Genomic DNA, 26340 nt, shown 5'->3' with positions numbered 1-26340 from the left:
CTCATTTATTGAATGTTTTAAGAGCAACTTGTAACTGTAGATCGTTCTTTTCATCTTGAATCGCTTTAATTATTGCTTCTTCTAGTTTTGTTGCCGTTTTCGGATCAATTTTACCTGTCACTGGGATTTTTTCAATGGCCTGGAAAGCCCGTACTGCCCGCTCAGTCTGTTCATCAAAGTAGCCATCCGTTCGCCCTGGACCGTATCCTAGCCCCAAAAGCATTTCCTGAGCAATGGTGATATTCTCATTATTCATATCGGGGACTAATGTTTCTTCAATTTTTAATGAATGTGCTTTAAAAAATGAAGGCTGTTTCACATTTATCGTAGGTTCGATTCCTTTTCCGTGAATCCACGTGCCATCTGGCGTCAGCCATTTGAACATCGTCAATTTAATATTGCTGCCATCATCCAAAGGAATAGGTTGTTGAACAGTACCTTTTCCAAATGTTTTATCACCAACAAGGGAATATCCTTCTACTTCTTTTAATGCCGCTGCTAATATTTCTGAAGCAGATGCGCTGCCTTCATCAATTAGGACCGTAATTGGGTATGGTTTTTTTTCTTTTAACTCTGAAGAATACTCTATTTTCTTTCCATTCCGTTCTTCTATTTGTACATAAGGTTTCTTACTAGTTACAAGCTGCTGCAAAATAGCTTCCACACTCGATAACCTGCCACCTGGATTCCCGCGGACATCGATGATGAGTCCAGCTATATTTTGCTCTTCGAGATTTCTTAACTCCATTGCAAAATCCCTTGAGGTTCCTTCTGCAAAAGAAGTGATTTCAATATAACCAACATTCTTGTCCGAGCTTTTTTTCAGTTCGGAAAAAACTGTTAGAACTGGAACCTCATCCCTTGTAATTGCGATGGAGATCGGTTTTGCTAAACCGCTTCGGACAATGTCCAGCTTGACAACCGTTCCTTTTTCACCGCGTATTTTCATTGATGCTTCATATAAATCAAGACCCTCGACACCTTTGCCATCGATTTTAATGATTTGATCTTTTGCTTTTAGACCGGCCTTTTCCGCGGGAGAATTTTTTATCGGGGATATAATGATTAACTTTCCTTCGTCAATCGCAATTTGAGCACCAATTCCATCGAAAGAGGAATCCATGCTGTCATTAAATCGTTCAGCCGTTGCCGCGTCCATATATACGGAATATGGATCTTGCAATGTCCCAATCATTCCCTGGATGGCTCCTTGTATTAATTGGTTGTCATCGACTTTTTTAACGTATGATTTTTGAATCAACTCATATGCCTGCGCCACTTTTCCGAGCCCAGACGAACTATTTAACTCGTGCGTATCCCCGACCTGAGCATGATCAATTTCCTTCTCTTGCCACTTAGGCAGAACCCATTCCACTCCGGCATATGTACCGCCCGCACCCAGTAAAAAAGAGCAGACAGAAATAACCGCAAGCCATTTCCTTTTCATCTTATCCCCCCACCTACTCTTGCAAGAATGTGTTAGCAGTCAGCGCGTTTTCCATACATTCTATGCTCGGCATGGACAAGTTATGATGGGAAGTAGTTAGGAATGGAATGCGGTTGATGAGATGGAGAGTTTCATGTTAATGCATATGCAGCCTTTTTATTTTGAAAAATATGAGCGAAGTCTTCTATCATTGCGCTTGCGGTCGGATAGCTTCCTGCTCCAGGGCCTTGGATTGCAATCGTTCCGGCCAGGCTCGCCTTGATGACAATTGCATTATCCACGCCTTCGATGTTATAAAGTGGATGGTCTTCATTTGTGAGGGCCGGTCCGACAGAGGCAATAATTTGATCTCCATCCTTCTTAATTTCAGCAATATGTTTATATCTTTCATTTTTTTGATGAGCGGATTGAATTTGATGATTAGAAATCTCCGAGATTCCTTCTACTTTTACCTCATGCCAATCAGGCTGTTTGCCAAATAAAAGGTTACTTAATATCATCAGTTTATAGAAGGCATCGAAGCCCTCGACGTCATTGGATGGATCGGCTTCCGCATAGCCAAGGTCTTGCGCCGATTTCAAAACCGTTTCGAAAGGTAATTCATTTTTTCTCATCTCAGTTAAAATAAAGTTCGAGGTTCCGTTCAATATTGCTTGAATTTTCTCTACCCTATTCACTTGGAGTAGCTGGGCAATCGTTCGAATAACAGGAACACCTCCAGCAACGGTTGCTTCGTACCCTATGCTCACATTATATTCGCGTGCTTTTCTCAAAAGTTCTTCACCGTGTTTGGCAAACATTACTTTATTGGCAGTGATGATATCACAACCGCGCTCAATCGCTTTGGACAAATATTCATAACTCGGATCCTCGCCGACGATTGCTTCAAATACCACTTGTAAGTCAGGTATGTTCAAAATAGCATCAAAATTTGTTGTTACCAGCACATCTTCTGCTAATCTTCGTTGTTTCTCTGAATCTTGTATAAGCACCCCAGCAATATGCACCTCTGCTCCTAATAGAGCTTGCAATTGCTGCTGATGACTATTTATTGATTCGTACAATCCCTCTCCGACAGTTCCGAAACCGAGTAGTGCCACCTTGATGACTGTCATTCGTTTCTCCTCCTAATTTGTTTTGAAAAGCGGAAGCGCCTAAATAAATAGGGCTAGATTTGGGCTGCTTATGGCTGATGCGAGCCACTCGAGACCCCATTCAAGCCACTCGGACCCGGATTCAAGCCACTCAGAACCAGATGCGAGCCACTCGGGATCATATTCGAGCCACTCAGACGCACATTCAAGCCACTCGCTATTTTTCCTTTATTCCTTGTTAGAACTGAACTCTAGCTAATTACCTAATTATGAAAACCAAAGGGCTGAAACGCTTTGCGCTCAGCCCCGATTATAGTTTGATGTCACGCCGATTATTGTGCAGAAGCTGTAGCTGCGACTGCTTTTTCAATTGCTTGTTCAAGGTCTGCAGTGATATCTTCAATGGCCTCTAGACCGACAGCTAAGCGGATTAATTCTTCGGTTACGCCTGCCAATTTTAATTCTTCTGCACTTAGTTGTTGATGTGTAGTGGATGCCGGATGGATGATCAATGATTTTGCATCTCCAACGTTTGCCACATGTGAGAATAGCTTTACATTATCAATGATGTTTCTGCCTGCTTCACGCCCGCCTTTGATTCCAAAGACTACGATTGCTCCAGCACCTTTAGGGAAGTATTTTTGTGCAAGCTCGTATGATGGGTGATTTTCAAGACCTGGATATGCTACCCACTCTACCGCATCATGATTTTGTAAATATTCAGCTACTGCTTTTGCATTTTCAACATGTTTCGTAATACGAAGGTGCAGTGTTTCCAAACCTTGCAAGAATAGGAACGCATTGTCTGGACTTAAGCATGGTCCAAAGTCACGTAGCAATTGAACACGAAGCTTTGTTGCAAATGCAGCTTCTGGTACGTCAATGCCAAAGCGGATTCCGTGGTATGTGTGATCCGGTTCAGTAAATCCAGGGAATTTCTCGTTGTTCCAGTCGAATTTTCCGCTGTCTACAACAACTCCGCCAATGGCTGTTCCATGACCGCCGATCCATTTTGTAGCAGAATGGACAACGATGTCTGCTCCGAAATCAATGGGTCTGCTTAAGTATGGAGTTGCAAACGTGCTGTCTACAATCAATGGGATGCCATTTTCATGTGCAATATTTGCTACTGCTTCAACATCTAGAATATGAAGACTTGGGTTTCCAATTACTTCGCCAAAAATAGCTTTTGTTTTCGGAGTGATTTCTTTACGGAAGTTCTCCGGATCTGTTGCGTCAACAAATTTTACGTTAATTCCATATTTAGGAAGTGTTACTGCAAATAAGTTGTAAGTTCCTCCATAAAGATCTGTTGCAGCCAATATTTCATCGCCTGCGCTCGCAATATTCAGAATTGAAAATGCGATAGCAGCCATTCCGGAAGATAGTGCAACTGCTGCAGTTCCTCCTTCGAGTAAAGCAACACGCTTTTCAAAAACATCTACTGTCGGGTTCATGATTCTTGAATAAATATTACCGGCAACTTCTAAGCCGAATAGTTTTTGTGCATGCTCTGTATTTTCAAAGACATAAGATGTAGTTCTATGAACCGGAACTGCTCGTGCACCTGTTTCGTCAGGCTCTTGTCCCCCGTGTAGTAATAAAGTTTCTGGTTTGTAATTTGGTTGTGTCATTTTGTCCATCCTCCTGAGTAATATAATTAATTTGATTGGAAAACTTGGTTAATAGGTTGAATATAGCTTCGTCCTACTTCTTTGATGCTGTTAAAGAGAGGATTTTTATACAAAAAGCCCTCTTCTGGATAAGAAGAGGGCGTGATTACATTTCCTCCCCTTATCTTCCAGATCAAATCATTGATCTGTAGGAATTAGCACCTTTTCAGATATTACTATCTGAAGGTTGCCGGGCATCGCAGGGCCTATTCCCTCCGCCGCTCTAGATAAGAGTAAAACAATATTATTAAATTTAGATATTTCAATGAACTCTTGAAAATAAGTATATATAACCAATTTGAAAAAGTCAACACTTTTTAAATAATTGGTTGTTAATCTATGTCTTTTACTAATTTCTCCATCATTTCCTCATCCATTGGCCCCATAATTTTCTTCGAAATCAGCCCTTTGGTGTCAATAATATAGCTCGTTGGTATTGTAATCGTTCGATACGTATCCCCTACCTCGCCAGTTTCATCTAAAGGAATGGGAAAAGTTAGTCCGTAATCATGAATAAATTTTTGCACTTTATCGAGTTTATTCAAACCATGCTCCGAATTGGTCAAGTTGACAGCAATGATTTCAACATTTAAGTCCTTCGCTTTTTCCTGATAAAATTTTTCCATATGTGGCATTTCCGCCTTACACGGACCACACCAGCTAGCCCAGAAGTTCAATATTACTTTTTTGCCTTTATAATCAGATAGCCGTACTTTTTCTTTATCAAAGGTCGTCAATTCAAAATCTGGTGGAATATCCCCTTCTGCGAGGCCTTCACTAATCGCATCAATATATTCATCGTCACCCGCATTTTCTATTAAAAATTCCTCGTTCACAGCAGCATTATTTTTTTTCTCACGTGCGTCTTGGATGATATTGACGATGAGGATACTCGCAAGAATGCCAATGAGAGCTATTCCAAAGATTTTTTTAGTCATTTCGAACCTCCGCTTTTACAATCATAATAATAAAAACAGTCATTATAAAATATGTAGCCATGGTTGTTGACAGCAATTCATTTTTTATAGAATATGCTAGACCTTGGACCCCTATAAATAAAATCAATAATTGGATTTGATTACTCTTATAAATGACAGCTACTAAAAACCCTATTCCCACAATCAATTGGATGACAATCAGTGTCAAGCTGTCTCCAATGAAAAATCCATAAATTGCTTCATAAAAGACAACTGTCAGCAGCCATGATAGTGCATATCCCGATCGTTCTAAATCACTTTTTCTTTTAAATACCGTATATATAATAGCTACTGCTAGTCCAAGCCAATAACCTTTTATCCCGCCATTAAAATAAAGAATGTTGAGCGGATTCGATATCGTGAGTTTGAGTTGAAAGAGAACGACACTTAGCTTCCAAGTAAAAATAAAGATAAAAATTGCATTTCCATACCAATCAGCGACCACTTTATCCCTGCGGATATATAGAAAGATAAATGTTAGTAAAAAGGCTAAAACCATGGCTGCCCAAGAGGCAGGAATAGTTAAAGAACCGATCGATACCCAATCCATTTTTTTCAACTCCCTTTCCTATGTTCAAACAAGACACCAATCAAAGGATTGGCGAGAGGAGACGCGAAAGGGATTCTTTAAAACGGATGTAAAGGGACCGCTTTTGGTATTCTTCATAAGTTAATTCACGCGACATCTTTATGTCTTTCCCAAATATATCGACGAGCTTCTCCACTAATACCTGATCATACAAAAATGCATTTACTTCAAAATTCAGCCTAAAGCTGCGCACATCAATATTTGCTGTTCCAACAGTGGCAATTTTCCCATCTGCGACCATTGTTTTTGCATGAATAAATCCGTTGTCGTATATATAAACTTTTGCCCCCGTTTTTAATAATTCCCCTACATTGGAAAATGTTGCCCAATAAACAAAAGGGTGATCAGGCTTATTCGGAATCATCAATCTCACATCGACACCCGATAAGGCGGCAATTTTAATTGCATCTAGGACACTTGTATCAGGAATAAAATACGGTGTCTGAATATAAACGAATTTTTTCGCCGAGCTAATTAGCTTCAAAACTCCATATTTAATCTGTTCCCATTCAGAATCGGGACCACTCGAAACAATTTGCACATCTGTTTCACCGACTGACTCAATTTCAGGAAAAAGCCTGTCCGCGTAGCTAATTTGGTTTGAAGAAGCTTGGTTCCAATCAAGAATGAACCGCGTTTGCATCGCATAAACAGCTTTCCCGATAATTTTTAAATGTGTATCACGCCAATAACCAAATCTTTTATTTAAACCAAGATACTCATCTCCGATATTGAAGCCGCCAATATAGCCGACCTCACCATCAATTATCGCAAGCTTACGGTGGTTGCGATAATTTACTTGCATATTGAGATGGGGAAGAATAGCAGGAAAAAAAGCGCTCACTTTTCCGCCTGCATCTATCAAAGGCTGGAAAAATTTTCGCGGAAGCCGTCTCGATCCCATTGCATCATATAAAACCCGGACTTCGACTCCTTCTTTTGCCTTTTTAATAAGTGCCTCCAGAAGCTCATTGCCTAATTTGTCATTACGCATAATATAATACAGAAGATGTATATGGTCTTTTGCGCCATGTATGTCAGTCAAAAGTGATTTAAATTTATCGTAGCCATCGGTGAAGATCTCCACTTTATTATCTTGGGTGAGTACTGCCCGGTCATTAACAAGCAACATATAGATTAAATCTTTATAATGGGCCGTTCGATTATCATGAAACGGAAATTCCCGTTTTTGCAGCAATTCTATTTGATATTTTGTAATCTCCATAATGCCGATTTTATTTTTATCTTTCCATTCGAAAATTTTTTTCCTACTTAAATTCTGCCCAAAAATTAAATAAAGAATAAATCCGACAACGGGGATAAAAAACAGGACGAGCAACCAAGCCCATGTAGCACCGGCATCTCTTCTTTCAAGAAATACGACGAAGCCTGCAAGCACAATGTTTAAAATAAGAAATAAACTTAGCAATATAGCGATGATCGAAGTAAAGGTCATGAATGGTCCCTCGCATCCAGGTAACTTTGAATTCTTAAATATTTTCTGTTCTATGACTTATATTTTAGCATATTTATGTATATGCAAATACTTTCTTACCTTATTCCCAAGAATAACGAAAAGCCGCACCCCTTAAGGATGCGGCTCGTCTAAATCATCATATTAAAAGTTAACATATCTGCGTGGATCTACTGCGTTCGATTTTGCACCATTCCATGCACCGACATGGAATTCAAAATGCAAATGCTGTCCGTATGATTGACCGGTATTACCCATATAACCAAGGAGTTGTCCTTTCGAAACAGATGCACCAGCTGACACACTACGGCTTCTCAAATGAGCATAAACTGTAGTATAGGTCTGTCCATTTAAATGATGGGTAACAAAGACGACATTACCATAGCTCGGTGAAAAATAAGACATGCTTACAACGCCACCAGCTGCTGCTACAACAGGAACAGTACCTGATGCGGCAATATCTATACCATAATGAAATCCACCAAGACTAGGACGAGGACCGAATCCAGAAGAGATGTATCCGTTGGCTGGTCTCATGAACATTCCAGATGTTACTGGTGGAGCACCGACTGAGCTTCCACCACCTCCACCTGAACGTGCAGGAGGAGTGCTATTACTGCTTTCCGGTTGCTTTGGTTTTGATGCCGGTGTTGGTGGAATTGATACTTGATTCTCTTTTGCAGCTCTTGCTCTCTCAGCTTCTTCCGCTGCCTTGCGCGCTGCTTCTTCACGTTCTAATCTTGCAGCCTCTTCACGAGCTTTTCGCTCTTCTTCAGCAATTCGCTCTTTTTCTTGAATAATCGCCTTTGAGATAGCAGCTTCTTGTGCTTTAAGCACTTCCGATTCTTCTTCTAAAGCCATTTTTTCACTTTCAATATGTTTTTTCTGAGCTGAAAGTTCTTTCATCACTTGTTTTTTACGAGCATTTTGTGCTTTTAAATCTGCCTTTAAGCCTTCAAGTTCTTTCAACATATCATTTAAAGAAGCAAGCTTCTTCTCAACTTCTGCTTGGTTGCTTTCAAGCTTCTCTTTATCAGCCTTTTGTTCTTCGATAATTTCTTTATCTGCATTAACAAGCGTCGTTACTGCAGATACGCGATCGACAAAATCTCCAAAGCTTTCTGCTCCAAGTAATACATCAATATATTTCACCGAGCCGCCATTCATTTGAATATTACGTGCTCTTTCTCGAAGCATTTCGTTTCTTTTTTCAATTCTTATCTTTAATTCTTCAATTTCTGCTTTAAGTCTTTCAATTTCTGCTTTAGTATCCTTAATTTGTTTCTGCTTTTTACTTATTTTATTATCCGTATTCGCAATTTGCAGTTCAAGTCGCTTCATCTCATCTTCTAGCAAACTTTGCTTATCGATGATTTCAGAGATTTGACCATCCTTTTCCCCGATCGATTGATTCACATTTGAGCGCTTATTCAGTATGTTTGATTGCTCATTTTCCAGGTCTGATAATGTAGCGGCGAATGCAGCGCCACTATGTGTAAATATTCCCCCAAATCCTAAAGCTATAGCCAATGTTAACGAGAGTACCGAACGTCTTTTCAAAAAATAGTTCCCCTTTCTCCCTCTTGCATCCTACTCTATAAGAAAGTAACGCTTTACTTAATTTTCGTAGAGTCATCATACAAAATAAATAGTTTATACTTTCAAAAAGCGTCTAACCGAGATGAAACTGCCCCAGCCGCCTATTAATACACCCATTATGAGTAAGACTAAGCTCACTTGGTAAACAAACGGAGTATATTGAAGCGGTGTAATCAATTGTCCTGGTATTCGAGCAGCCATAAAATCATAAGCGTAGTAATAGCCTGAAGCCACAATGCCAATTGGAAGAGCTGCTCCGAGAATCCCTAGCCAAATCCCTTCGAAAAGGAATGGCCAACGGATAAACCAGTTCGTCGCCCCGACAAGTTTCATAATCTCAATTTCTCGACGCCTTGCAAAAATCGTAATTTTAATAGTATTAGAGATTAAAAACATTGCAGTAAACAATAAGCCGATAATTAATACCAAACCTACGTTACGGCTTGTCTTTAAAATATTAAACAGATTTTCAACTTTCGTTTCACCATATACTGCTGAATGCACAAATTCAAATTTCTGAATCTCTTTTGCGACAATTGGTGTGTCGACTGGATTCTTCGTTTTTACGATAAATACGTCATGCAGTGGGTTTTCCTGTTCATAAAGCTCCCAATCATCACCCATTGTTTGAATTAAATGCTCCAACTCACTTTCTTTAGATGAAAACGTTACTGATTCAACTAGATTGAGCTTTTCAATCTTTTGTTTGAGATCAGCTTGGTCTTCGGCCGAAGTTTTCAGTTCAATATGTGCTCTAATTTCCACATCGTTTTCGATATCATTCGCAAATTTATTCATATTCATCATAATGACGAAGAATACTCCGACTAAAAGTAATGTGACGGTTACAGCACTGACTGAGGCAAACGTCATCCAGCCGTTACGGCGTAAACTCTTAAAACTTTCCTTTAAATGACGGCGGAAGGTTCTAGCTTTCATATCCGTATTCACCCCTCAGCTCATCACGGATAATTCTACCATTTTCTATAGCTACTACTCGATGCTTGATCGTATTAACAATCTCTTTATTATGAGTAGCCATAATGATAGTAGTACCTTGAAGGTTGATCTCTTCCAATAGACTCATAATTTCCCAAGACGTATCAGGATCCAAGTTTCCTGTAGGCTCGTCCGCAATTACAAGTTTTGGATTGTTAACAATAGATCTAGCAATTGAAACCCGCTGTTGTTCTCCACCAGATAGCTCTGTTGGCAACATTCTAACTTTATGCTTCAATCCAACCAAAGCAAGTACTTCCATGACTCTTTTTTTTATTTCTTTAGGACGTTCTTCAATTACTTCAAGCGCAAAAGCTACATTTTCAAACACTGTTAATGTAGGCAGAAGCTTGAAGTCTTGAAAGACAACTCCAATGTTTCTTCGTAAATAAGGAACTTTTTTATTTTTTAGCTTGGCTAAGTCTAATCCATCAACAATAATTTTACCTGAATTAGCCTTTTCTTCTCTATATATCATTTTTATGAAAGTAGATTTCCCAGCACCGCTCGGACCTACGACATATAAAAATTCCCCTTGCTTAATGTGGATGTTCAGTCCGTTTGCAGCAGTAATACCGTTTGGGTATTTTTTTATGACATCCTGCATTTCGATCATATAATCACCCGGCCCCTATTGATTTTGCTCCACCATAGAGATTTTGTCCCGGCATATTTAATCCTTAGAGCAAAAAATCGATGATGCTAATTTATCCCTGTTTTTTCACTCTTTTATGTATACGCGAAAAAAACTGATGTTTTTCGTCGCTTGTTGACGAAACTTTAACCCAAACTAATTATAACATCAGATTTTGATATGTTAAGGGTTTTATATATTACAGTTTCATTTCAAATTAAATCTCCTTTTTGATATTCTTCTGAATATTAAGTAGGGTCTGGAAATCAGGACTTTTATCACGTTTATTAAATCAAAAAAAACAAAACATGAACCATAGGTTTCACGTTTTGTTTTTTATTCGTCATCGGAAATGACTTCAATCGGGATTTCTGTAAAAGTTTCACTTTCTTCTGAAACAGATTCATCCACACTAGATGACTCTTCTTCCGCTTCTCCCTTGGCAAAATCTTTTTTCAAATCTGCAAATCCCTCCATATCTTCTTTAATTTGGTCAGAAATTTCCTTTGGAATCACTTCCCTGCCGAATGTCGCTCCAATGTTCAAGGCACCACTCAATTCCTTAATCCCCAACTGCCCGAAATTATTATTTTGCTCGTATTTATCTAAATAAAATTTATCAATACGAATTTCTTTAATAACAACAGCTTGTTCAGTCGGCTTATTTATACTAGTTTTTTTATCTTTCTCCTCCATATCAGTCTGAAATCCGGAAAGCTTAGCCTCAATTTCGTCAAGGCGATGATAAATATTTGCTTGAGATTGATGAATCCGCGCAATATGTTTTTCAAGTTCGGTAATTTGTTTATCCATTAGTCCGACTGCTTTTATAAAGGGTGTAATTTTTTTTATGATGGAAGCTTCTGCTAAATAGGGCTCTTCACGACCTTTGCGCTTATTTTTTGCTTCCTGTATTGGCTTTTTGGGGATAGAGGTATTTTTTAATTCACCTTTTACTTTTAAAAGCGAGGCTACATCTTCTTCCATTTTCAACAACCGTTTAATTTGGACTTCAATTTCGTTTAATCTTCGTTGTTTTTTTTCCAGTTCGGCTATTTTTTCTAATAAAATTTCATGATTTTGTTTTTGATTGAATAATCCTTTTATAGGCATATGAAATCCCCACATTTTTTTATGATTTTTATTAAAAAGAAAGGAGGAGCAGCTAAATGGTGTTACCGACTAATATCTCCATTCATACAATTCGTATGACTAGTGCCGACAGGCTGGCTAAAATATCGGTCAGTTCTACGATGCAAATTGGAAACCACGTTAGAAATCATCGGGTTGAGGGTTTTGGTGAACACAGTGGCGATAGGGGCGCATTTCAGTTTCCGGAGTTTGTCATCGATGATTCTGATATGGAGGATTCCAATTCAGAAAAAACTTAATCAATGGCTACTCTTTCTTCTTGAAAGTACTTTCGGCTGTAGGTTAATGTTAAAAGTCCGTTCTGAAACCTTGCTTTGATTTGATTTGAATATGTAGGTTCCGGTAATTCAATGATCCGCTGAAATTGCCCCTCATTTCTTTCTTGCAGAACTGGCTGCCCGATAATAATTGGTGTTGACGTCCCTTTTAGTAATAACTTGTTTCCAGAGACAGATATGTGAAGATTTTCTTTTTCATAACCAGCTAATTCGGCTATGACAACGACCTCTGATTCTGTCATATATATATCAACCTTCGGAAACTGCGTGCTAGTTGAGGTTGACGGTTGAGTTTTAGGTTCAGATTGTTGACCCATGTCCATATTATCTTTCATAAATTGGGTAAAGGAGGATTGATCAAGCATCCCATTCCAAAAATCGCCTGATTGGTACTTTTGTGCGAGCTCCATCCATTGCCTTAATTTATCGAAATCCATGGGTTTTCCCTCCTTTTAAGCGTCATAAAAACATTCATTTTGAATATAGTTCGGTAGAGGAGGTGGACTCCATTGCCTAGTGCTATTAACATTAATATTTTTGTATTAAAAATTAATTCCTTTGAAAATGCTTCTGCCGTAAATATCGGACAAAACCTGTTAGCCGATTGGAATAATTATGACAAGAAAACACAGGGTTTCGGGCAAAATTTAGGGGATGATTGCGACTTTGTTGGCATAAAAAGCGCTGTTGATGATCGAGACTTGATTGACAGTCCGTCTTCTTTTCAAAAAATTCCCCTACCATGAAGCAGGAGGTGGAAAATTGGTGTTTTTTGGTCCCGTAGTAGTTAATTTGCTTGTGTTTAAGGTAAATACGATGGATCGTGGAGCGACAATGAGTCTTGGACCGAACCAGCATATTGACACGTTTATGTCTAATAAACAAAATCAAGGATTCGGAGAGGAGAATGGAGATTTCAGCTTTGCCAACGTACCATTAATCTTACTAAATGACTCTGACCTAACAGATACAAACTCCGTAAAAGTAAGCGCAGTTTAATTCGACAAAATTCGGGCGGTGCCTGTCACCGCCCGAATTAAATAAAAGGATGCGACTGTTATTAGCAGTTCGCATCCTTTTATTTTGTACATTATTTTTTTTCAGCTAGCCATGCTGCAACTTTATCAGCGTCATCGCCTTTAATAATTCCAGCTGGCATTCCAGCTCTTCCATTTTCAATAGCATCTAGGATTTCATCTTTGCTTAATTCAGCACCAATATGAGCTAATGCTGGGCCATTTCGGCCTTCAAGATTGTCTCCATGACAGCTAGTACAGTTTTGCTTCACGATCGCTTCAGGATCATTTGCCGTTGTTTTACCAGCATTGTTGTTGTTGTCTGCGTTGTTTCCGCCACCACAAGCGGCAAGGCCAAGCGTTAGCGCAGCACCCATTAACAAAGTGAAAAATTTTTTCTTCAAAAAACACATCTCCCTTGCAATTTTATGCGCTATTTTAGTATACCAACATTCCGATATTTTAAAACAAAACAGACTAGCAGAATTAAGGGAGGAAAAAGTGGAAAGTATGGTCAACTTCAGTTGCGGCATAGGTTTGTGGATTTGTTTCTAATGTGTGAAACATTGGAAATGCGAAAGGTGCAGAGACGGTGGACATAGTATCGGGCTACACACATTTTTACATCTAAGGCAATCGACAATTTTCCACGAAACACGATCGATTTACCGTGAACTGCATTTTCCCATTTCTAAGGGCAATCGAACCGTGTTCCATTTACCGTGAACCGCAATTTTCCACTTCTAAGGGCAATCGAACCACGTTCCATTTACCGTGAACTGCAATTTACCACTTCTAAGGGCAATCGAACCGCGTTCCATTTACGGTGAACTGCAATTTTTCACCTCTAAGGGCAATCGAACCACGTTCCATTTACCGTGAACTGCAATTTACCACTTCTAAGGGCAATCGAACCGCGTTCCATTTACCGTGAATAACAATTTTCCACCTCTACGGGCAATTGAACCATGATTGATTTACCGTGAACTACAATTTTCCACAGCCAAAGGAGCGTTATCACAGGGAAAGTCTAAAAAATACAAAAGTAGAGGAAAAACTATTCGTTTTTCCTCTACTTAATTTGTTTTTAGGGACTTTTTAGACAATCCCATTTTCCTTATAAACGTGAGCGCAAGAAGGCATTTATAAAAGTATCAATGTCGCCATCTGCTACTGCATGGACATTTCCCACTTCTGTATTTGTTCGATGATCCTTCACCATTGAATAAGGATGGTAAACATAGGAGCGAATTTGGCTGCCCCAGCCAATCTCTTTCTGCTCGCCACGAATTTCAGCAAGGGCTTTTTCTTTTTCTTCAATCTCACGCTGATATAATTTTGCTTTCAACAAGTTCATTGCTTGTTCCCGGTTTTTAATTTGGGACCGTTCGTTTTGGCATGTGACGATCGTGCCTGTTGGGATATGGGTAATCCGGACGGCTGAATCCGTCGTATTAACGTGCTGTCCACCGGCGCCACTTGCACGATACGTGTCTATCTTTAGATCTTCTGAACGGATATCAATTTCAACATCATCAGTGATCTCTGGTACAACATCACATGATACGAATGAAGTATGGCGACGTCCTGATGAATCAAAAGGTGAAATTCGCACAAGGCGATGAACACCTTTTTCAGCTTTTAAGTATCCATACGCGTTATGGCCTTTGATCAACAAAGTCACACTTTTTATTCCCGCTTCATCTCCGGCTTGATAATCTATGGTCTCTACTTTAAATCCTTTTTTCTCCGCCCAGCGTGTGTACATACGTAAGAGGATGGAGCCCCAGTCCTGGGATTCGGTTCCACCTGCACCGGGGTGAAGCTCGAGAATAGCGTTGTTTTTATCATATGGATCGCTTAATAAAAGCTGGAGTTCAAAATCGTTTAAACGGCCAATCAGTTGGCTTAATTCCGCTTCAAGCTCCGCTTCTAAATCTGCATCGCTTTCTTCTTTAACGAGCTCTTGAGTAAGCTCGAGATTCTCCTGTGTTTCAAGTAATTCTTTATATTCATTCACAAGATCTTTCAAGCCGTTCGCTTCATTGATTGTCGTTTGAGCAGCTTGCTGGTCATCCCAAAAGCCAGGCTCTAGCATGATTTCATCAAGCTCAGCTATTCTTGTTTCTTTTTCTTCTAAGTCAAAGAGACCCCCTGAAGTCGGCCAATCGCTGTGCCGTTTTTTCCAGTTCCGTTCTCACTTCAAATAATTCCATGATAAAACCACCTCTAATTTTGGGTATAGCTCCAGCGCCCAGCGATGTGCAAACCTTAGAATCCTTAAAAGTCTGTACATTGCTACGGGGGCTTTCGCTTTTCTTTATTAAACTAATCGTCCGTGACAGTTTTTATATTTTTTCCCGCTGCCACATGGACACGGGGCGTTACGTCCGACACTTTCTTCTTTACGTACCGGTTTCCGTTTGACCTCGCCGCCTTCCTCTTTCGGGTTGACAGCCTGGCCTTTCGCTACTTCTTCACGTTCTAGATTATTACGAATTTCAGCTTTCATTACATATTTAGCTGCATCTTCTTCAATTGCGGTTACCATGCTTTCAAACATGGCAAACCCTTCACTTTGATACTCACGTAAAGGATCAATTTGCCCGTATGCACGCAAATGAATACCTTGACGAAGCTGTTCCATCGCATCGATATGGTCAATCCATTTCGTATCAACAGATCTTAGTAAAATGACTTTTTCAAACTCACGCATTTGCTCAGGTGTAAGTAATTCTTCTTTTTCGTCATAACGAATGAGTACTTTTTCAAAAATCAAGTTAACCATTTCTTCCGGATCTCTACGCTGCAAATCAGCAACAGTAAGATCTCCTTCAGGAAGCAAATTAGCATTTACATAATCAATAATCCCTTGTAAATTCCATTGCTCTTCTTCCTCATTTGCCGGAGTATGTGCTGCAACTGCCCGGTCTATTACAGCTTTAATCATATTTTCTACGATGCTGCGCAGGTTTTCGGATTCCATGACATCATTTCGCTGCTGATAAATAATTTCGCGTTGTTGACGAAGAACATCGTCATAACTAAGCAACTGTTTCCTCGCATCAAAGTTATTGCCCTCTACGCGTTTTTGCGCAGATTCTACCGCTTTGGACACCATTTTGCTTTGAATTGGCTGAGAATCGTCCATACCAAGCCTTTGCATCATCGATTTCATATTATCAGAGCCGAAACGGCGCATAAGCTCATCTTCCATGGAAAGATAAAATTGGGTAATCCCTGGATCACCTTGACGACCTGACCGCCCTCTTAGCTGGTTATCAATTCGGCGTGATTCATGGCGCTCCGTCCCGATCACCGCAAGTCCGCCTAGTTCTTTTACACCATCACCGAGTTTAATATCTGTACCGCGTCCTGCCATGTTAGTAGCAATCGTAACAGAGCCTGGCTGGCCAGCTTCCAAAATAATCTCGGCTTCTCGTCCATGATTTTTCGCATTCAAGACATTATGTTTAACGCCTTTTTTAGTTAACAGCGATGAAATTAATTCGGACGTTTCAATCGCAACCGTACCAACAAGAACTGGCTGGCCATTTCTGTGACGCTCGGCAATATCTTCGACCACTGCATTGAATTTTCCTTCCATCGATGCGTAAATCAAGTCCGCTCTATCATCCCTGACAATTTCTTTATTCGTGGGAATCGCAATGACCCTCATATTGTATATGTTACGGAATTCTTCTTCTTCCGTTTTAGCAGTTCCTGTCATACCTGAAAGTTTTTCATACATTCTGAAATAGTTCTGGAAAGTAATCGTCGCCATCGTCATCGATTCATTTTGAATCTCGACGCCTTCTTTAGCTTCAATGGCTTGGTGGAGCCCATCGCTGAAGCGACGTCCTTTCATGAGACGTCCGGTAAATTGGTCAACGATAATAATTTCGCCTTCTTGGACAACATAATCAACATCCAAATGCATGCTGGCATGTGCCTTCAATGCTTGGTTAATATGGTGATTTAATGTCACATGAGAAATGTCGAATAAATTATCTATTTTAAAAGCACGCTCAGCCTTATTAATTCCTTCTTCTGTCAGCTGAACACCTTTCGTTTTTTCATCATACGTATAATCTTCATCTTTCTTTAACATATTGACGAAATGATTAGCTTGCAAATAAAGCTGAGTAGATTTTTGCGCTTGTCCTGAAATAATCAAAGGTGTACGGGCTTCATCGATTAAGATTGAGTCAACTTCATCAATTACTGCAAAATGAAGCGGGCGCTGAACCCTTTGCTCCGCATAAAGCACCATATTGTCACGGAGGTAATCAAAACCAAATTCGTTATTCGTTCCGTAAGTGATGTCAGCTGCATATGCTTCTTGCTTTTCTTCCTTTGACATACTGTTCAAATTGAGGCCAACAGTCAATCCAAGAAACTGATAAAGCTCTCCCATTTCGCTCGCATCACGACTTGCCAAATATTCGTTCACTGTCACGACATGGACGCCTTTTCCCGTCAGCGCATTTAAATAAACGGGCATTGTCGCGGTCAGCGTTTTCCCTTCCCCGGTTTTCATTTCAGCAATATTACCTTCGTGCAAAGCTGCGCCACCCATTAGTTGGACTGGGTATGGGTACAACCCAAGAACACGGCGTGCACCTTCACGCACGACTGCAAATGCTTCGACTAAAAGACTGTCGAGCGATTCGCCATTTTGATATCTTTCTTGAAATTCAGCTGTTTTTCCACGTAGTTCGCCATCAGACATCCTTTCGATTTCTGATGCCAATTTATTTATATTGTCCGCCACTTTTTCCAGGCGTTTTAGTTCTCGATTATTTGGATCAAATATTTTATTTAAAAATGCAACCATTTATAACGCTCCCTCTATATATAAAATGGGCAAAAGATATGAGAATAAAAAAAGTAAGACAGCAAGTATATTTCAAAAACATTAACTATAATAAATATTTACTAAAAGCTACTACCCTATCATCTAATCTTAACATTATCGGCTTTTCATGACAACAGGGGACAAGTTCCATGAACCTGTCCCCTCGGCAACTCTATAAAAAGACTGCCCCATATAAAAGTGCACCACCAATGACGTAAGCAGGATGAATTTTCCACTTTTGAAGCAATAATAAGCTTGCAACACCGATCACAATCGTATGGAAATAGCCCGCACCTTCCATAGAGATGGAATTGACAAAAAAATTGACGGTCATGATGCCAAGTAAAACTGCAATCGCTGGTCTTACGAGCTGAGTCATTTTTTTCACTTGAGGCGAATGTTTATATTTAAGTAAAAGGCCGAGTAAAGCTATCATCAATATCATGGAAGGGGCGATGGTCGCAAACAAGGCGACAAGTGCCCCGGGAATCCCTGCCTGCTCATAACCGATATATCCGGCCATTTTTGTTGCAATTGGGCCTGGAAGAGCATTCCCTAGTGCCAGCATTTCACTAAATTGATGAACCGTCAGCCAGCCATATGTGTCCACGACTTCATTTTCAATAAGCGGGATAGAGGATGGCCCTCCCCCATATCCAAGTATACCCGGAATGAAAAATGCAAGAAAAATTTGCCAGTAAATCATGATTGAGCTCCTTTCTCTTGCTTTTTCCTCATATTATGGCCTGAAAGCAGTGCAGCTCCAAGGAGAGCCGCGATCAAAATACCGGGATGGATGCCCAGCAGCTGGAGAACGATCACGCTCGACACTACTAGGAAAATGGTCCATATCCACCCGAGTGATTTCCTCGATTTTACGATAAAATCCCATGTTAAAACACCAAGCAATACACCGGCAACAGGCATCACGGCTTGTGACATGCCAGCCACCCATGGTTTATCCTTATGGGCTGCGAGAAGCGTAAGAAATAAAATCATTAGTACAACGGTCGGAATCGCAGTTGCAAACAACGCATTGAGCATTCCCCAGAAGCCGCCAACACGCCAGCCTACATATCCCGCCATTTTCGTATTAATTGGTCCTGGAAGAGCATTTGCGAGTGCAAGTACGTCGGCAAATTCTTCATCATTCATCCATTTAAAGGTTTGCACCACTTCCCTGTGTACAAGAGGAATCGCTGACGGTCCGCCGCCAAATCCGAGCATTCCCGAACGGAAAAAAGCGATGAAAATATCTTTTTGTTTCATTGATTTCAACTGCCTTTTTCAAAATGTCCTTGTTATTATTATCCTACCATACTGCAATACTACCGTCCGCTCTTGGTTCTGTTCCACCAGAAAGGATTCCTGTTTTGGGATCTCGAACAATAATTTGTCCTCTACCAAACATTCCGGATTCCACCGCTCTTTGCACGATATGTCCTTTTCTCACCAAAGCTTTCGCAATATGATCAGGAAATTGCGGTTCTACTTCGATTAATTTTTCTTTTATCCATCTCCACCTCGGTGCATCCAAGGTCGCTTGGGGATTCAACATGAAATCAACCATATTCATTACAACTTGCACATGTGCTTGTGGTTGAATCATTCCACACATGACACCAAAAGGACCAACTGCTTCATTATCTTTTGTGATAAAACCGGGAATGATTGTATGTAATGTTTTCTTTCCTCCTGCTAATGCATTATGATGATCCGGGTCCAAAGAAAAACCACTTCCTCTATTAAGTAAACAGACGCCCGTACCTGGAACAACAACACCTGAACCAAAGTCTCCAGCATGGCTTTGGATAAAGGAAACCATGTTACCCTCTTGATCAGCTGTAGCCAAATACGCCGTACCACCTGGGATTGGCTCACCCGGATCAGGAAGAATTGCTTCATCTGTAATAAGTTCCCGTCTAAGATCAGCATACTTTTCAGACAGCAGTTCTTTTTCAGTGACTTTCATATTTTTCGGATCCGTAATGTACTTTAATCCATCCACATAAGCTAATTTTACCGCTTCAATTTGTTTATGGTATGTATCGACAGCCTCTTTATCAGTGAAATCAAAAGCTTTCAACATTTGTAAGGCCATTAACGCAACAATTCCTTGTCCATTTGGAGGGATCTCCCATATATCATATCCTTTATAATTGACACTAATTGGTTGAACCCACTCCGGTTGATAAGCCGCTAAATCTTCCTTCGATAAAAAGCCATTATATTTTCCTACACATGCAGCAATCTTTTCAGCAATTTCCCCACGGTAAAAAGACTCTCCATCTGTTTCGGCAATGGCTTGTAAAGTACGGGCATGATCTGGTGAACGCCACATCTCACCTATTTTAGGAGCTCTTCCATTTGGTGCATATATATTAAACCATTCCTTGAATTCTTCGCCTTTAAACTGGTTTTTATTTTCATGATACCGAATATCCCAAAACCGGCCGATTTCCGGTGATACTGGAAAGCCGTCACGAGCATATTCAATCGCTGGTTGTAGTACTTCTGTTAATGGAAGTTTACCGAAACGCTTTGATAAGGCAGCCCAAGATGCCGGTGTCCCAGGAACGGTAATCGGAAGTACACCTTGAGACGGCATATGATCATGTCCCAACTCTTTCACCTTATCTATTGAAATACTTTGTGGTGCTGGCCCGCTTGCATTTAATCCATGCAATTCCCCTTTTACCCAAACTAATGCAAAGGAATCTCCACCGATACTGGTAGAATTCGGTTCAACAACCGTTAAACATGCAGAAGCGGCAATTGCTGCATCAATGGCATTTCCACCTTTTTGCATAATGCGCAAGCCCGCTTGTGCCGCTAACGGTTGAGTAGTAGAGACCATTCCCTTCTGGGCATGGACCGTCATACGTTGGGAGGCGTATGGATAATAAAGATGATCTGTTTTCATATTTTTTAATCCCCTCTTAATAAATATACTTTCATATGTAGGCGCTTACTTAATGATTTTAAATGAGGAGATCACTTATATCTATACATTCTTTAAATATTGTCATTTTTTCTACCATTATAAAAAAACACGCAGCCATGTAAGCTGCGTGCATCTTCTTTAAAATTAGTTTGTCTCAATTAATCCGTATTTACCGTCTCTTCTGCGATAGACGATGTGTGTGCCATCTGTTTCGGCATCTGTATAGATAAAGAAGCTATGTCCTAGCATATTCATTTGGAGAACCGCTTCTTCGCTGTCCATCGGTTTCAAATCAAATCGTTTTGTACGAACAATGTTTAATTCATCATCGTCTTCTTCAACTGCAGCTGCGACCCCATTCGTACTCGTATTGAAAAACTCTTTTGCGCTACCTTGTTCACGGAACTTACGGTTTACTTTTGTTTTATGTTTTCTAATTTGTCGTTCCAGCTTATCGACAATCAAATCAACTGCTGCGTACATATCATCATTCTCTTCTTCAGCCCTTAACACAAGCTGAGGAAGAGGGATGGTTATTTCAACTTTTGCTTTTTTATTAGGATTTACTTTCAGGTTTACGTGAACATTCGCTTCAGGAGTTTCATTAAAATAACGCTCTAGTTTATCCACTTTTTTCTCGACATGGTCACGAATGGCCTCTGTAACCTCGATATTTTCTCCACGGATTTGGTAATTTAGCATATTAACTCCTCCTTATAATAAAGGCTATGTATATATACTTCTACATACCACGTAGGAATCCTGCCTAATCATGATAAATTTTTTGTCGAATTGATGAAGATTTTGCAAACAGGACGTTCAAGCCTTCTATACAATCATTTCCGCTTATCGTAAAACATACCATCAAGTTGCTCAGCTGCTGCATACGGATTTGAATATCTTTCCGCTGTTGTCTTTTTATGTTCAAGCTCATTGATATCTCTTTGAATATGCATACGCATTTTTCCGAGATGAAGATTCAATTCCTCGTTTAATTGAATGAGCCTTTTACCCGCTGACTTCTCTTCAGTTGAAAATGGACCTTTTATTAACGGAAGCAAAGTTTCCCGCTGATTCAACAAATCATTTATTTTTTCAATGGTTTCATCACGATCATTTTTATGGGAAATTCTTGCCAGTTCAAGCAAACTTTCGGTTACTTGAATGCATTTTTCAACTGCACTCATTAAGCCCCGCCGTTTCCAGCTGCATGTTGCAGCTGCCGATTCATTTGGATCGCTTGCTTCCACGTATCACGAAATTCAGTTATCAGCTCTTCTACTTCTTCAAGAATGGTGATGTCCCCGCGAATATTCGCTTCGATCAATCGTCGATTCGCGTAATCATATAAAGTCATCATATTTTTGGAAATTTCCATATCCATATTTAGTGTCACCATCAATTCGGAAACGATGTTTTGGGCTTTTTGGATATTCGTATTTTTCGCTTCTATATTCTTAGTTTCAATTGCATTTTTTGCTAGATTGATAAACTTTAAACAGCCATTATAAAGCATTAGTGTCAACTCACCTGGAGATGCCGTAGTCACAGCATTTGTCCGATATGCTTGATATGGATTTGAACTTGCCATTTTTTTCACTCCATTTTTAAAAACTCAAGGTTTAGTTCCAAGGGCATAAGCTATGTGAATTAAAAATTGCTAAATTGTTGCATTAAGAACATCGACTGTTCGTTTGCTCGCTGGATAGCTTTTTCCATTGCCGTAAACTGGCGCCAGTAGCGATTTTCCACTATTTTCATTTTGTCTTCAAAGCGGTCTATCCCTTTGCCTACACTTAATAACTCACGTCCAAGTGCAAATTGCTGATTCGTCGACGTAGCCCTACCAGCCTTTTCCTGAAGCTTCTTCATAGAAGCATCAACCGTATCGTACAGCTTGTGGATAATCCCCCGGTCACTTCCAGTGCCACTTCCACGGAATAAATTTTCTACCGCTTCCGGATCCTGTTCAAGCGCTGCTTTTAACTTCGTTTCATCTATTTCCAGCTTCCCACCTTCCATATAATTGGCGGTTGTTTTAATACCTATGCTGGCCAGCTGCTTAAAAAGACCATTTGTTTCAACAGTGCTGGACATATCAAAACGCATGGCTGATAGTACGCTAGATAATATCGGATCTCCCTTTAAAAGACCGCTTCTCGCCATTTCTTCCCATTTTTCTTGCTGCTTTTCTGATAGCTCCTCACGTTCGTCATCCGTAAGTGGCTTATAACTCCGATGGCGCTCTTCATTGAGCTTTTTACCAATTTCTGCAATTAATTCATTGTATTGGTCAACGAAGTTTTTTATATTTTGAAAGACTTGATTTGTGTCGTTTCCAATGGAAATCGAAACAGGTTCGGATTCACCAGGTATATCCTTAAACACTTGTTTCAATGTAAAAGTAACCCCGTTCATGTCAAATGTATTGGAATTACGTTCCGTAACGAGGCCATTGATGGTAAATTTGGCGTTTTGACCACCAGTTTCATATTTAATATCATTATCAAATTTTAAAATGCTCGTCATAAAGTTGCCTGAAACCTGAATCTCCCCATTTCGAAGTGGTGCATCGGCTGTCCCACTATCCTTGTTAAAATCACCAGTTTCTTTTCTAGTAAGAGTCATTTGGTCGGAGAATGAATCATAAAACATCGTGACGCCCGCATTAGATTCATTTACTTTACGGATGACGCTATTTAACGAGTCATTGCCAGTAATAAAAAATTGTTCCTCTATTACTCCTTTTGATGTATGTGTAGTGATGCCAAAGGAAGAGTAATTTTGTTGGAAATTGACATCGACAGTCGTCTCTCCTGGAATTCCATCTCCATTAAAAGTGATGATTCCCGTAGTTGTATCTACTTTACCGATACTAGGTTCGCCATTAACACCTATCAAATTATCAGATTCACTATCCATCTCGTATACTGTTCCACCAATTGTAACCTTCAAGTCAGCAATAGATCCTTTTCCAAGATTCCACGATTTCAGTGGAACATCTTTCTCAGTCGTAATCGATTGTGTTTTATTTGCAAGGATATAATCCACTTTGACAACACTATCTTTGGTCAATTCAGTTCCAAATTTAAGCGTGCCATCAACTTCAATTGATACTTCGCCCGAATTCGGGGTACCGGTGACTACCTTAATTGTTTGTCCGTTCACTTTAATAGTCGGATTTACTCCATCTTTCAAAGCCCCTGTCGAAAGATCAAGTTTAATGGCTGGATCCCCTTTTTTATAATTAAACGTCTTAGTTTCAACAACACCCTGCTGCCAAGTTTCTCCCCAAGCTTCGTCCCAAGTTTGATTTGGTTTGATGGTTCCGTCAAAAGCTCCTTTTTGGTTAAAAAGGCTTGTATTTGGATCAATTTTATCTGACCCAATCTTTGAGATTTTACCAGCATTCTTCCGCACGGCCGCGCTCGCTAACTGTGTCACTTCCGAAATTGAATACGAAGCCTGTGAAGCCCCGCTCGTTACGGTTGCTGATACTCTCGCATCATTAGAAGAAACTACAGTTCTTGCCCGATAATTTGGTGTCAATTTTAATTGTGCAAGTTTATCGCGAAAAGTGAGCAATTGCGTATTCAATGCACGAAAATCATCGCGCTGCCATTCGAGTATTTGCTTTTTTTGCTTGAGTTTTTCTAATGGCATGCGTTCAGCCATCATCAAATTTTTCACTATCGAATCAATATCCATGCCGCTTGCCAAACCGGCTATTCTCATCGTTTCTCACTCCTTTACCACTTTAAATCTTTTTATCCACCATTAAGCCGAGAAATTCAGTCATCGCCGCAAACATGTCCAACATCTTTTTCGGTGGGATCTCTCTCACAATTTCTTTCGTTACTTCATCTATAATCGTGACGTAATATTCATTCAACTTGTCATGAAATTCAAATTTCAAATTGGTGTTCGGAGATGCTTTTAAAAAGTCATTCATACTACTGACAATTTTTTCAACTTGTTCTTTTGGATAAGCTTGAGTGATTACTTGTTTTTTTTCTTCCTGACCTTGCATGTTTGGGATACTATTTCCCTCTATGTTCCCTGCAGTCGTTCCTATCATTACGGAAGCAGTAGAAAAGCTTCCACCAACCTGACTAACCATACTCTTTCTCCCCTTCGCCCAAAAGTATGTATATGCTTAATCCTAATATCGGCAACCATTTCCAATTGTTTAACAGTATAATGAGGATGACATCCGTTATTTCACAGAAAATTCCTGCTCATAATTTTTAGCAAGTATATATTTTTGCAATCCCTTCGCTTGGCTCACTGCCTTCTGCGAAAAATTTTCAGCTTCATCTAGCATTCCGCTTTTTAGATAAAGTTCGGCCTTAAGCGCTGACTTCATCCATTCAATTTTAGTTTTTTCAATATATTCTTCTGCTTCTTTTATATAGCCCTCGTTAATCGAAACGATTGCCTTATAATAATATTGATACTGAATAGGCTTGATCTCGTGTAAGAATTTTTTCATTTCCTGAACATCGCCATAATAAAGAGCAAAAATCGTCTTAAAAATGGCTTGATGATTCGCTTTTCGATATTTCTTCAATATTTTCTCCATTGTTTTATCTATGAGTTCATCATTTTTATTTGCCATCGCATAATATAAGGCAATGAGCGGTTGATTTAGATTGCGCTTCATAAAACGCTCAATATTTTCCACATTATTTGAGAAATACATAAAATAAAGCTGTGGAGTAATTATGAGAAAAAAAATGCAAATAAAGCTGATCCCCAATACAGCTGGCATAGGAATATTTAACTTTGATAATAAGATCATCAGTGGTATTGCGATAATAAGTGAAATAATAAAAGTTCTTTTCATACAATTCCTCTCATTCGTCAATATGTTTACCAATTGTTAAAACGGGTATAGGAATATTATAACTCCATTAAACACTTAATCATCGAGAAGTGGTTTGCTCATAGGACGAAGTGGTGTTTGTGGAGTACTAATGAGACTGACTTAAGGAATGTTAAGCCAGTCTCTTTTCTATGCATTGGACATCCGCCCAAATAGCTGTCCCAAGCGCTCAAATCCCATATATAGTGCATATGATGGAGTGAAGCACAGCAAGAAATATATGAGGGGGATGTCACGTGGATCAATATACAATGCATGACTTTGGCCAGCATGTTCCAATGGAACAGCAAGACGAAAGAATATTCGGGCGCCCGTTTGGATTTGGAAGACCGTTTGGGTTTGGCCGGCCGTTTGGGTTTGGGAGACCGTTTGGATTTGGATTTGGAAGACCATTCGGGTTTGGATTTGGAAGACCATTCGGATTCGGCTTTGGTCTACCATTCTTAGGTGGGCTTGCTGCAGGTGCTCTGCTCGCAGGGCCTGGCTTTGGATATGGATATGGTTATCCGTACCCGTATCCTCCATATCCGTATTACCCGTATTATCCGTATTATTAATAAAAATAGACCAGACAGAGTTTTTTGTCTGGTCTATTTTTATCGAAATTTCCCGGGAAATTCCTCAGGTTGTCGAATGCAGGTTTCAGACCTTCCTACAACAAAACCAGAACGATTTAAAAGCTTACATAAATTCCCCTCCGTTTATTCTATTTGTAATTAGG

The 26340-nt window shown here is 39.8% G+C and carries 27 protein-coding genes and 1 riboswitch; of the genes, 4 read left to right on the top strand and 23 right to left on the bottom strand.

Translation table 11 applies throughout. From position 1 onward, the window contains the following. Nucleotide 1: 1 nt before the first annotated feature. The 10 genes from KHA88_RS13065 to KHA88_RS13020 all read right to left on the bottom strand — a co-directional run bounded on the left by KHA88_RS13065 (nt 2) and on the right by KHA88_RS13020 (nt 11599). Nucleotides 2-1447 (bottom strand): S41 family peptidase, encoded by a 1446-nt coding sequence (locus tag KHA88_RS13065; protein ID WP_213122172.1) that lies wholly within the window; start codon nt 1445-1447, stop codon nt 2-4. Between the two features lie 131 nt (nt 1448-1578). Continuing rightward, nucleotides 1579-2562, bottom strand: a complete 984-nt coding sequence (locus tag KHA88_RS13060; RefSeq protein WP_213122171.1) for a homoserine dehydrogenase — start codon at nt 2560-2562, stop codon at nt 1579-1581. 311 nt (nt 2563-2873) lie between these two features. After that, a complete protein-coding gene (locus KHA88_RS13055; protein ID WP_213098182.1) occupies nt 2874-4175 on the bottom strand; it encodes an O-acetylhomoserine aminocarboxypropyltransferase/cysteine synthase family protein in 1302 nt (433 codons plus the stop codon). A gap of 157 nt (nt 4176-4332) precedes the next feature. Then, nucleotides 4333-4448: riboswitch (SAM riboswitch) on the bottom strand. 98 nt (nt 4449-4546) lie between these two features. After that, a complete protein-coding gene (locus tag KHA88_RS13050; RefSeq protein ID WP_213098183.1) occupies nt 4547-5152 on the bottom strand; it encodes a redoxin domain-containing protein in 606 nt (201 codons plus the stop codon). Then, a complete protein-coding gene (locus tag KHA88_RS13045; protein WP_213122170.1) occupies nt 5145-5741 on the bottom strand; it encodes a hypothetical protein in 597 nt (198 codons plus the stop codon). The genes KHA88_RS13050 and KHA88_RS13045 overlap by 8 nt, the downstream gene beginning before the upstream one ends. Before the next feature lie 40 nt (nt 5742-5781). Continuing rightward, nucleotides 5782-7236: a cardiolipin synthase gene (gene cls / locus KHA88_RS13040; protein ID WP_213098185.1), complete on the bottom strand. Its 1455-nt coding sequence runs from the start codon at nt 7234-7236 to the stop codon at nt 5782-5784. A gap of 162 nt (nt 7237-7398) precedes the next feature. After that, complete coding sequence (locus KHA88_RS13035) at nt 7399-8814, bottom strand: murein hydrolase activator EnvC family protein (protein ID WP_213098186.1); 1416 nt, start codon at nt 8812-8814, stop codon at nt 7399-7401. Nucleotides 8815-8907: 93 nt separating this feature from the next. Beyond that, the gene (gene ftsX / locus KHA88_RS13030; RefSeq protein WP_213098187.1) at nt 8908-9792 is read right to left on the bottom strand and encodes a permease-like cell division protein FtsX; all 885 of its coding nucleotides are present in this window, start codon (nt 9790-9792) and stop codon (nt 8908-8910) included. Next, a complete protein-coding gene (gene ftsE, locus KHA88_RS13025) occupies nt 9782-10468 on the bottom strand; it encodes a cell division ATP-binding protein FtsE (RefSeq protein ID WP_213098188.1) in 687 nt (228 codons plus the stop codon). The genes ftsX and ftsE overlap by 11 nt, the downstream gene beginning before the upstream one ends. Before the next feature lie 354 nt (nt 10469-10822). Next, nucleotides 10823-11599: a hypothetical protein gene (locus tag KHA88_RS13020; protein ID WP_213098189.1), complete on the bottom strand. Its 777-nt coding sequence runs from the start codon at nt 11597-11599 to the stop codon at nt 10823-10825. A gap of 56 nt (nt 11600-11655) precedes the next feature. Between KHA88_RS13020 and KHA88_RS13015 the strand changes: the two genes are divergently transcribed. Next, entirely contained in the window at nt 11656-11877 is a 222-nt protein-coding gene (locus KHA88_RS13015; RefSeq protein WP_213098190.1) for a hypothetical protein, read from the top strand. Here the strand turns inward: KHA88_RS13015 and KHA88_RS13010 are convergent. Beyond that, a complete protein-coding gene (locus tag KHA88_RS13010) occupies nt 11874-12353 on the bottom strand; it encodes an Hsp20/alpha crystallin family protein (RefSeq protein ID WP_213122169.1) in 480 nt (159 codons plus the stop codon). The genes KHA88_RS13015 and KHA88_RS13010 overlap by 4 nt on opposite strands. Before the next feature lie 72 nt (nt 12354-12425). Between KHA88_RS13010 and KHA88_RS13005 the strand changes: the two genes are divergently transcribed. After that, a complete protein-coding gene (locus tag KHA88_RS13005; RefSeq protein ID WP_213098192.1) occupies nt 12426-12662 on the top strand; it encodes a hypothetical protein in 237 nt (78 codons plus the stop codon). Nucleotides 12663-12681: 19 nt separating this feature from the next. After that, on the top strand, nt 12682-12915 hold the full coding sequence (locus KHA88_RS13000; RefSeq protein ID WP_213098902.1) for a hypothetical protein: 234 nt from the start codon (nt 12682-12684) through the stop codon (nt 12913-12915). A gap of 91 nt (nt 12916-13006) precedes the next feature. On the opposite strand, the gene cccB is transcribed toward KHA88_RS13000, so the two are convergent. The 12 genes from cccB to KHA88_RS12940 all read right to left on the bottom strand — a co-directional run bounded on the left by cccB (nt 13007) and on the right by KHA88_RS12940 (nt 25580). After that, nucleotides 13007-13345: a cytochrome c551 gene (gene cccB, locus KHA88_RS12995; RefSeq protein ID WP_430413703.1), complete on the bottom strand. Its 339-nt coding sequence runs from the start codon at nt 13343-13345 to the stop codon at nt 13007-13009. 704 nt (nt 13346-14049) lie between these two features. Beyond that, a protein-coding gene (gene prfB / locus KHA88_RS12990; RefSeq protein ID WP_213098194.1) for a peptide chain release factor 2 occupies nt 14050-15148 on the bottom strand; the annotation gives its coding sequence in 2 pieces (ribosomal slippage) (nt 14050-15075 and nt 15077-15148; 1098 coding nt in all). Nucleotides 15149-15255: 107 nt separating this feature from the next. After that, a complete protein-coding gene (gene secA / locus KHA88_RS12985) occupies nt 15256-17769 on the bottom strand; it encodes a preprotein translocase subunit SecA (protein WP_213107934.1) in 2514 nt (837 codons plus the stop codon). Between the two features lie 193 nt (nt 17770-17962). Further along, nucleotides 17963-18496 carry a chromate transporter gene (locus KHA88_RS12980; protein WP_213122167.1) on the bottom strand — a complete coding sequence of 178 codons (534 nt, stop codon included), beginning with the start codon at nt 18494-18496 and terminating at the stop codon, nt 17963-17965. After that, on the bottom strand, nt 18493-19059 hold the full coding sequence (locus KHA88_RS12975) for a chromate transporter (RefSeq protein WP_213107932.1): 567 nt from the start codon (nt 19057-19059) through the stop codon (nt 18493-18495). Before KHA88_RS12975 ends, KHA88_RS12980 begins: the two co-directional genes overlap by 4 nt. Nucleotides 19060-19102: 43 nt before the next feature. Then, the gene (locus KHA88_RS12970; protein WP_213122166.1) at nt 19103-20713 is read right to left on the bottom strand and encodes a gamma-glutamyltransferase family protein; all 1611 of its coding nucleotides are present in this window, start codon (nt 20711-20713) and stop codon (nt 19103-19105) included. A gap of 165 nt (nt 20714-20878) precedes the next feature. After that, on the bottom strand, nt 20879-21436 hold the full coding sequence (gene hpf / locus KHA88_RS12965; RefSeq protein ID WP_213098199.1) for a ribosome hibernation-promoting factor, HPF/YfiA family: 558 nt from the start codon (nt 21434-21436) through the stop codon (nt 20879-20881). 134 nt (nt 21437-21570) lie between these two features. Then, nucleotides 21571-21984, bottom strand: a complete 414-nt coding sequence (fliT, locus tag KHA88_RS12960; RefSeq protein ID WP_213122165.1) for a flagellar protein FliT — start codon at nt 21982-21984, stop codon at nt 21571-21573. After that, entirely contained in the window at nt 21921-22325 is a 405-nt protein-coding gene (gene fliS, locus KHA88_RS12955; RefSeq protein WP_213098201.1) for a flagellar export chaperone FliS, read from the bottom strand. The genes fliT and fliS overlap by 64 nt, the downstream gene beginning before the upstream one ends. A 59-nt stretch (nt 22326-22384) precedes the next feature. Then, complete coding sequence (fliD, locus tag KHA88_RS12950; protein ID WP_213122164.1) at nt 22385-24469, bottom strand: flagellar filament capping protein FliD; 2085 nt, start codon at nt 24467-24469, stop codon at nt 22385-22387. A gap of 22 nt (nt 24470-24491) precedes the next feature. Beyond that, nucleotides 24492-24854, bottom strand: coding sequence for a flagellar protein FlaG (gene flaG, locus KHA88_RS12945; protein WP_213098203.1), 363 nt, complete (start codon nt 24852-24854; stop codon nt 24492-24494). Nucleotides 24855-24950: 96 nt separating this feature from the next. Next, the gene (locus KHA88_RS12940) at nt 24951-25580 is read right to left on the bottom strand and encodes a hypothetical protein (protein WP_213122163.1); all 630 of its coding nucleotides are present in this window, start codon (nt 25578-25580) and stop codon (nt 24951-24953) included. A 275-nt stretch (nt 25581-25855) separates the two neighbouring features. Here KHA88_RS12940 and KHA88_RS12935 point away from each other — a divergent pair, with 275 nt between their 5' ends. Continuing rightward, nucleotides 25856-26176 (top strand): hypothetical protein, encoded by a 321-nt coding sequence (locus KHA88_RS12935; protein WP_213098205.1) that lies wholly within the window; start codon nt 25856-25858, stop codon nt 26174-26176. Nucleotides 26177-26340: the final 164 nt, after the last annotated feature.

Source organism: Lederbergia citrea (assembly GCF_018343525.1).
Lineage (GTDB): Bacteria > Bacillota > Bacilli > Bacillales > Bacillaceae_C > Lederbergia > Lederbergia citrea.
This window is presented reverse-complemented; position numbering and strand designations above follow the sequence as displayed.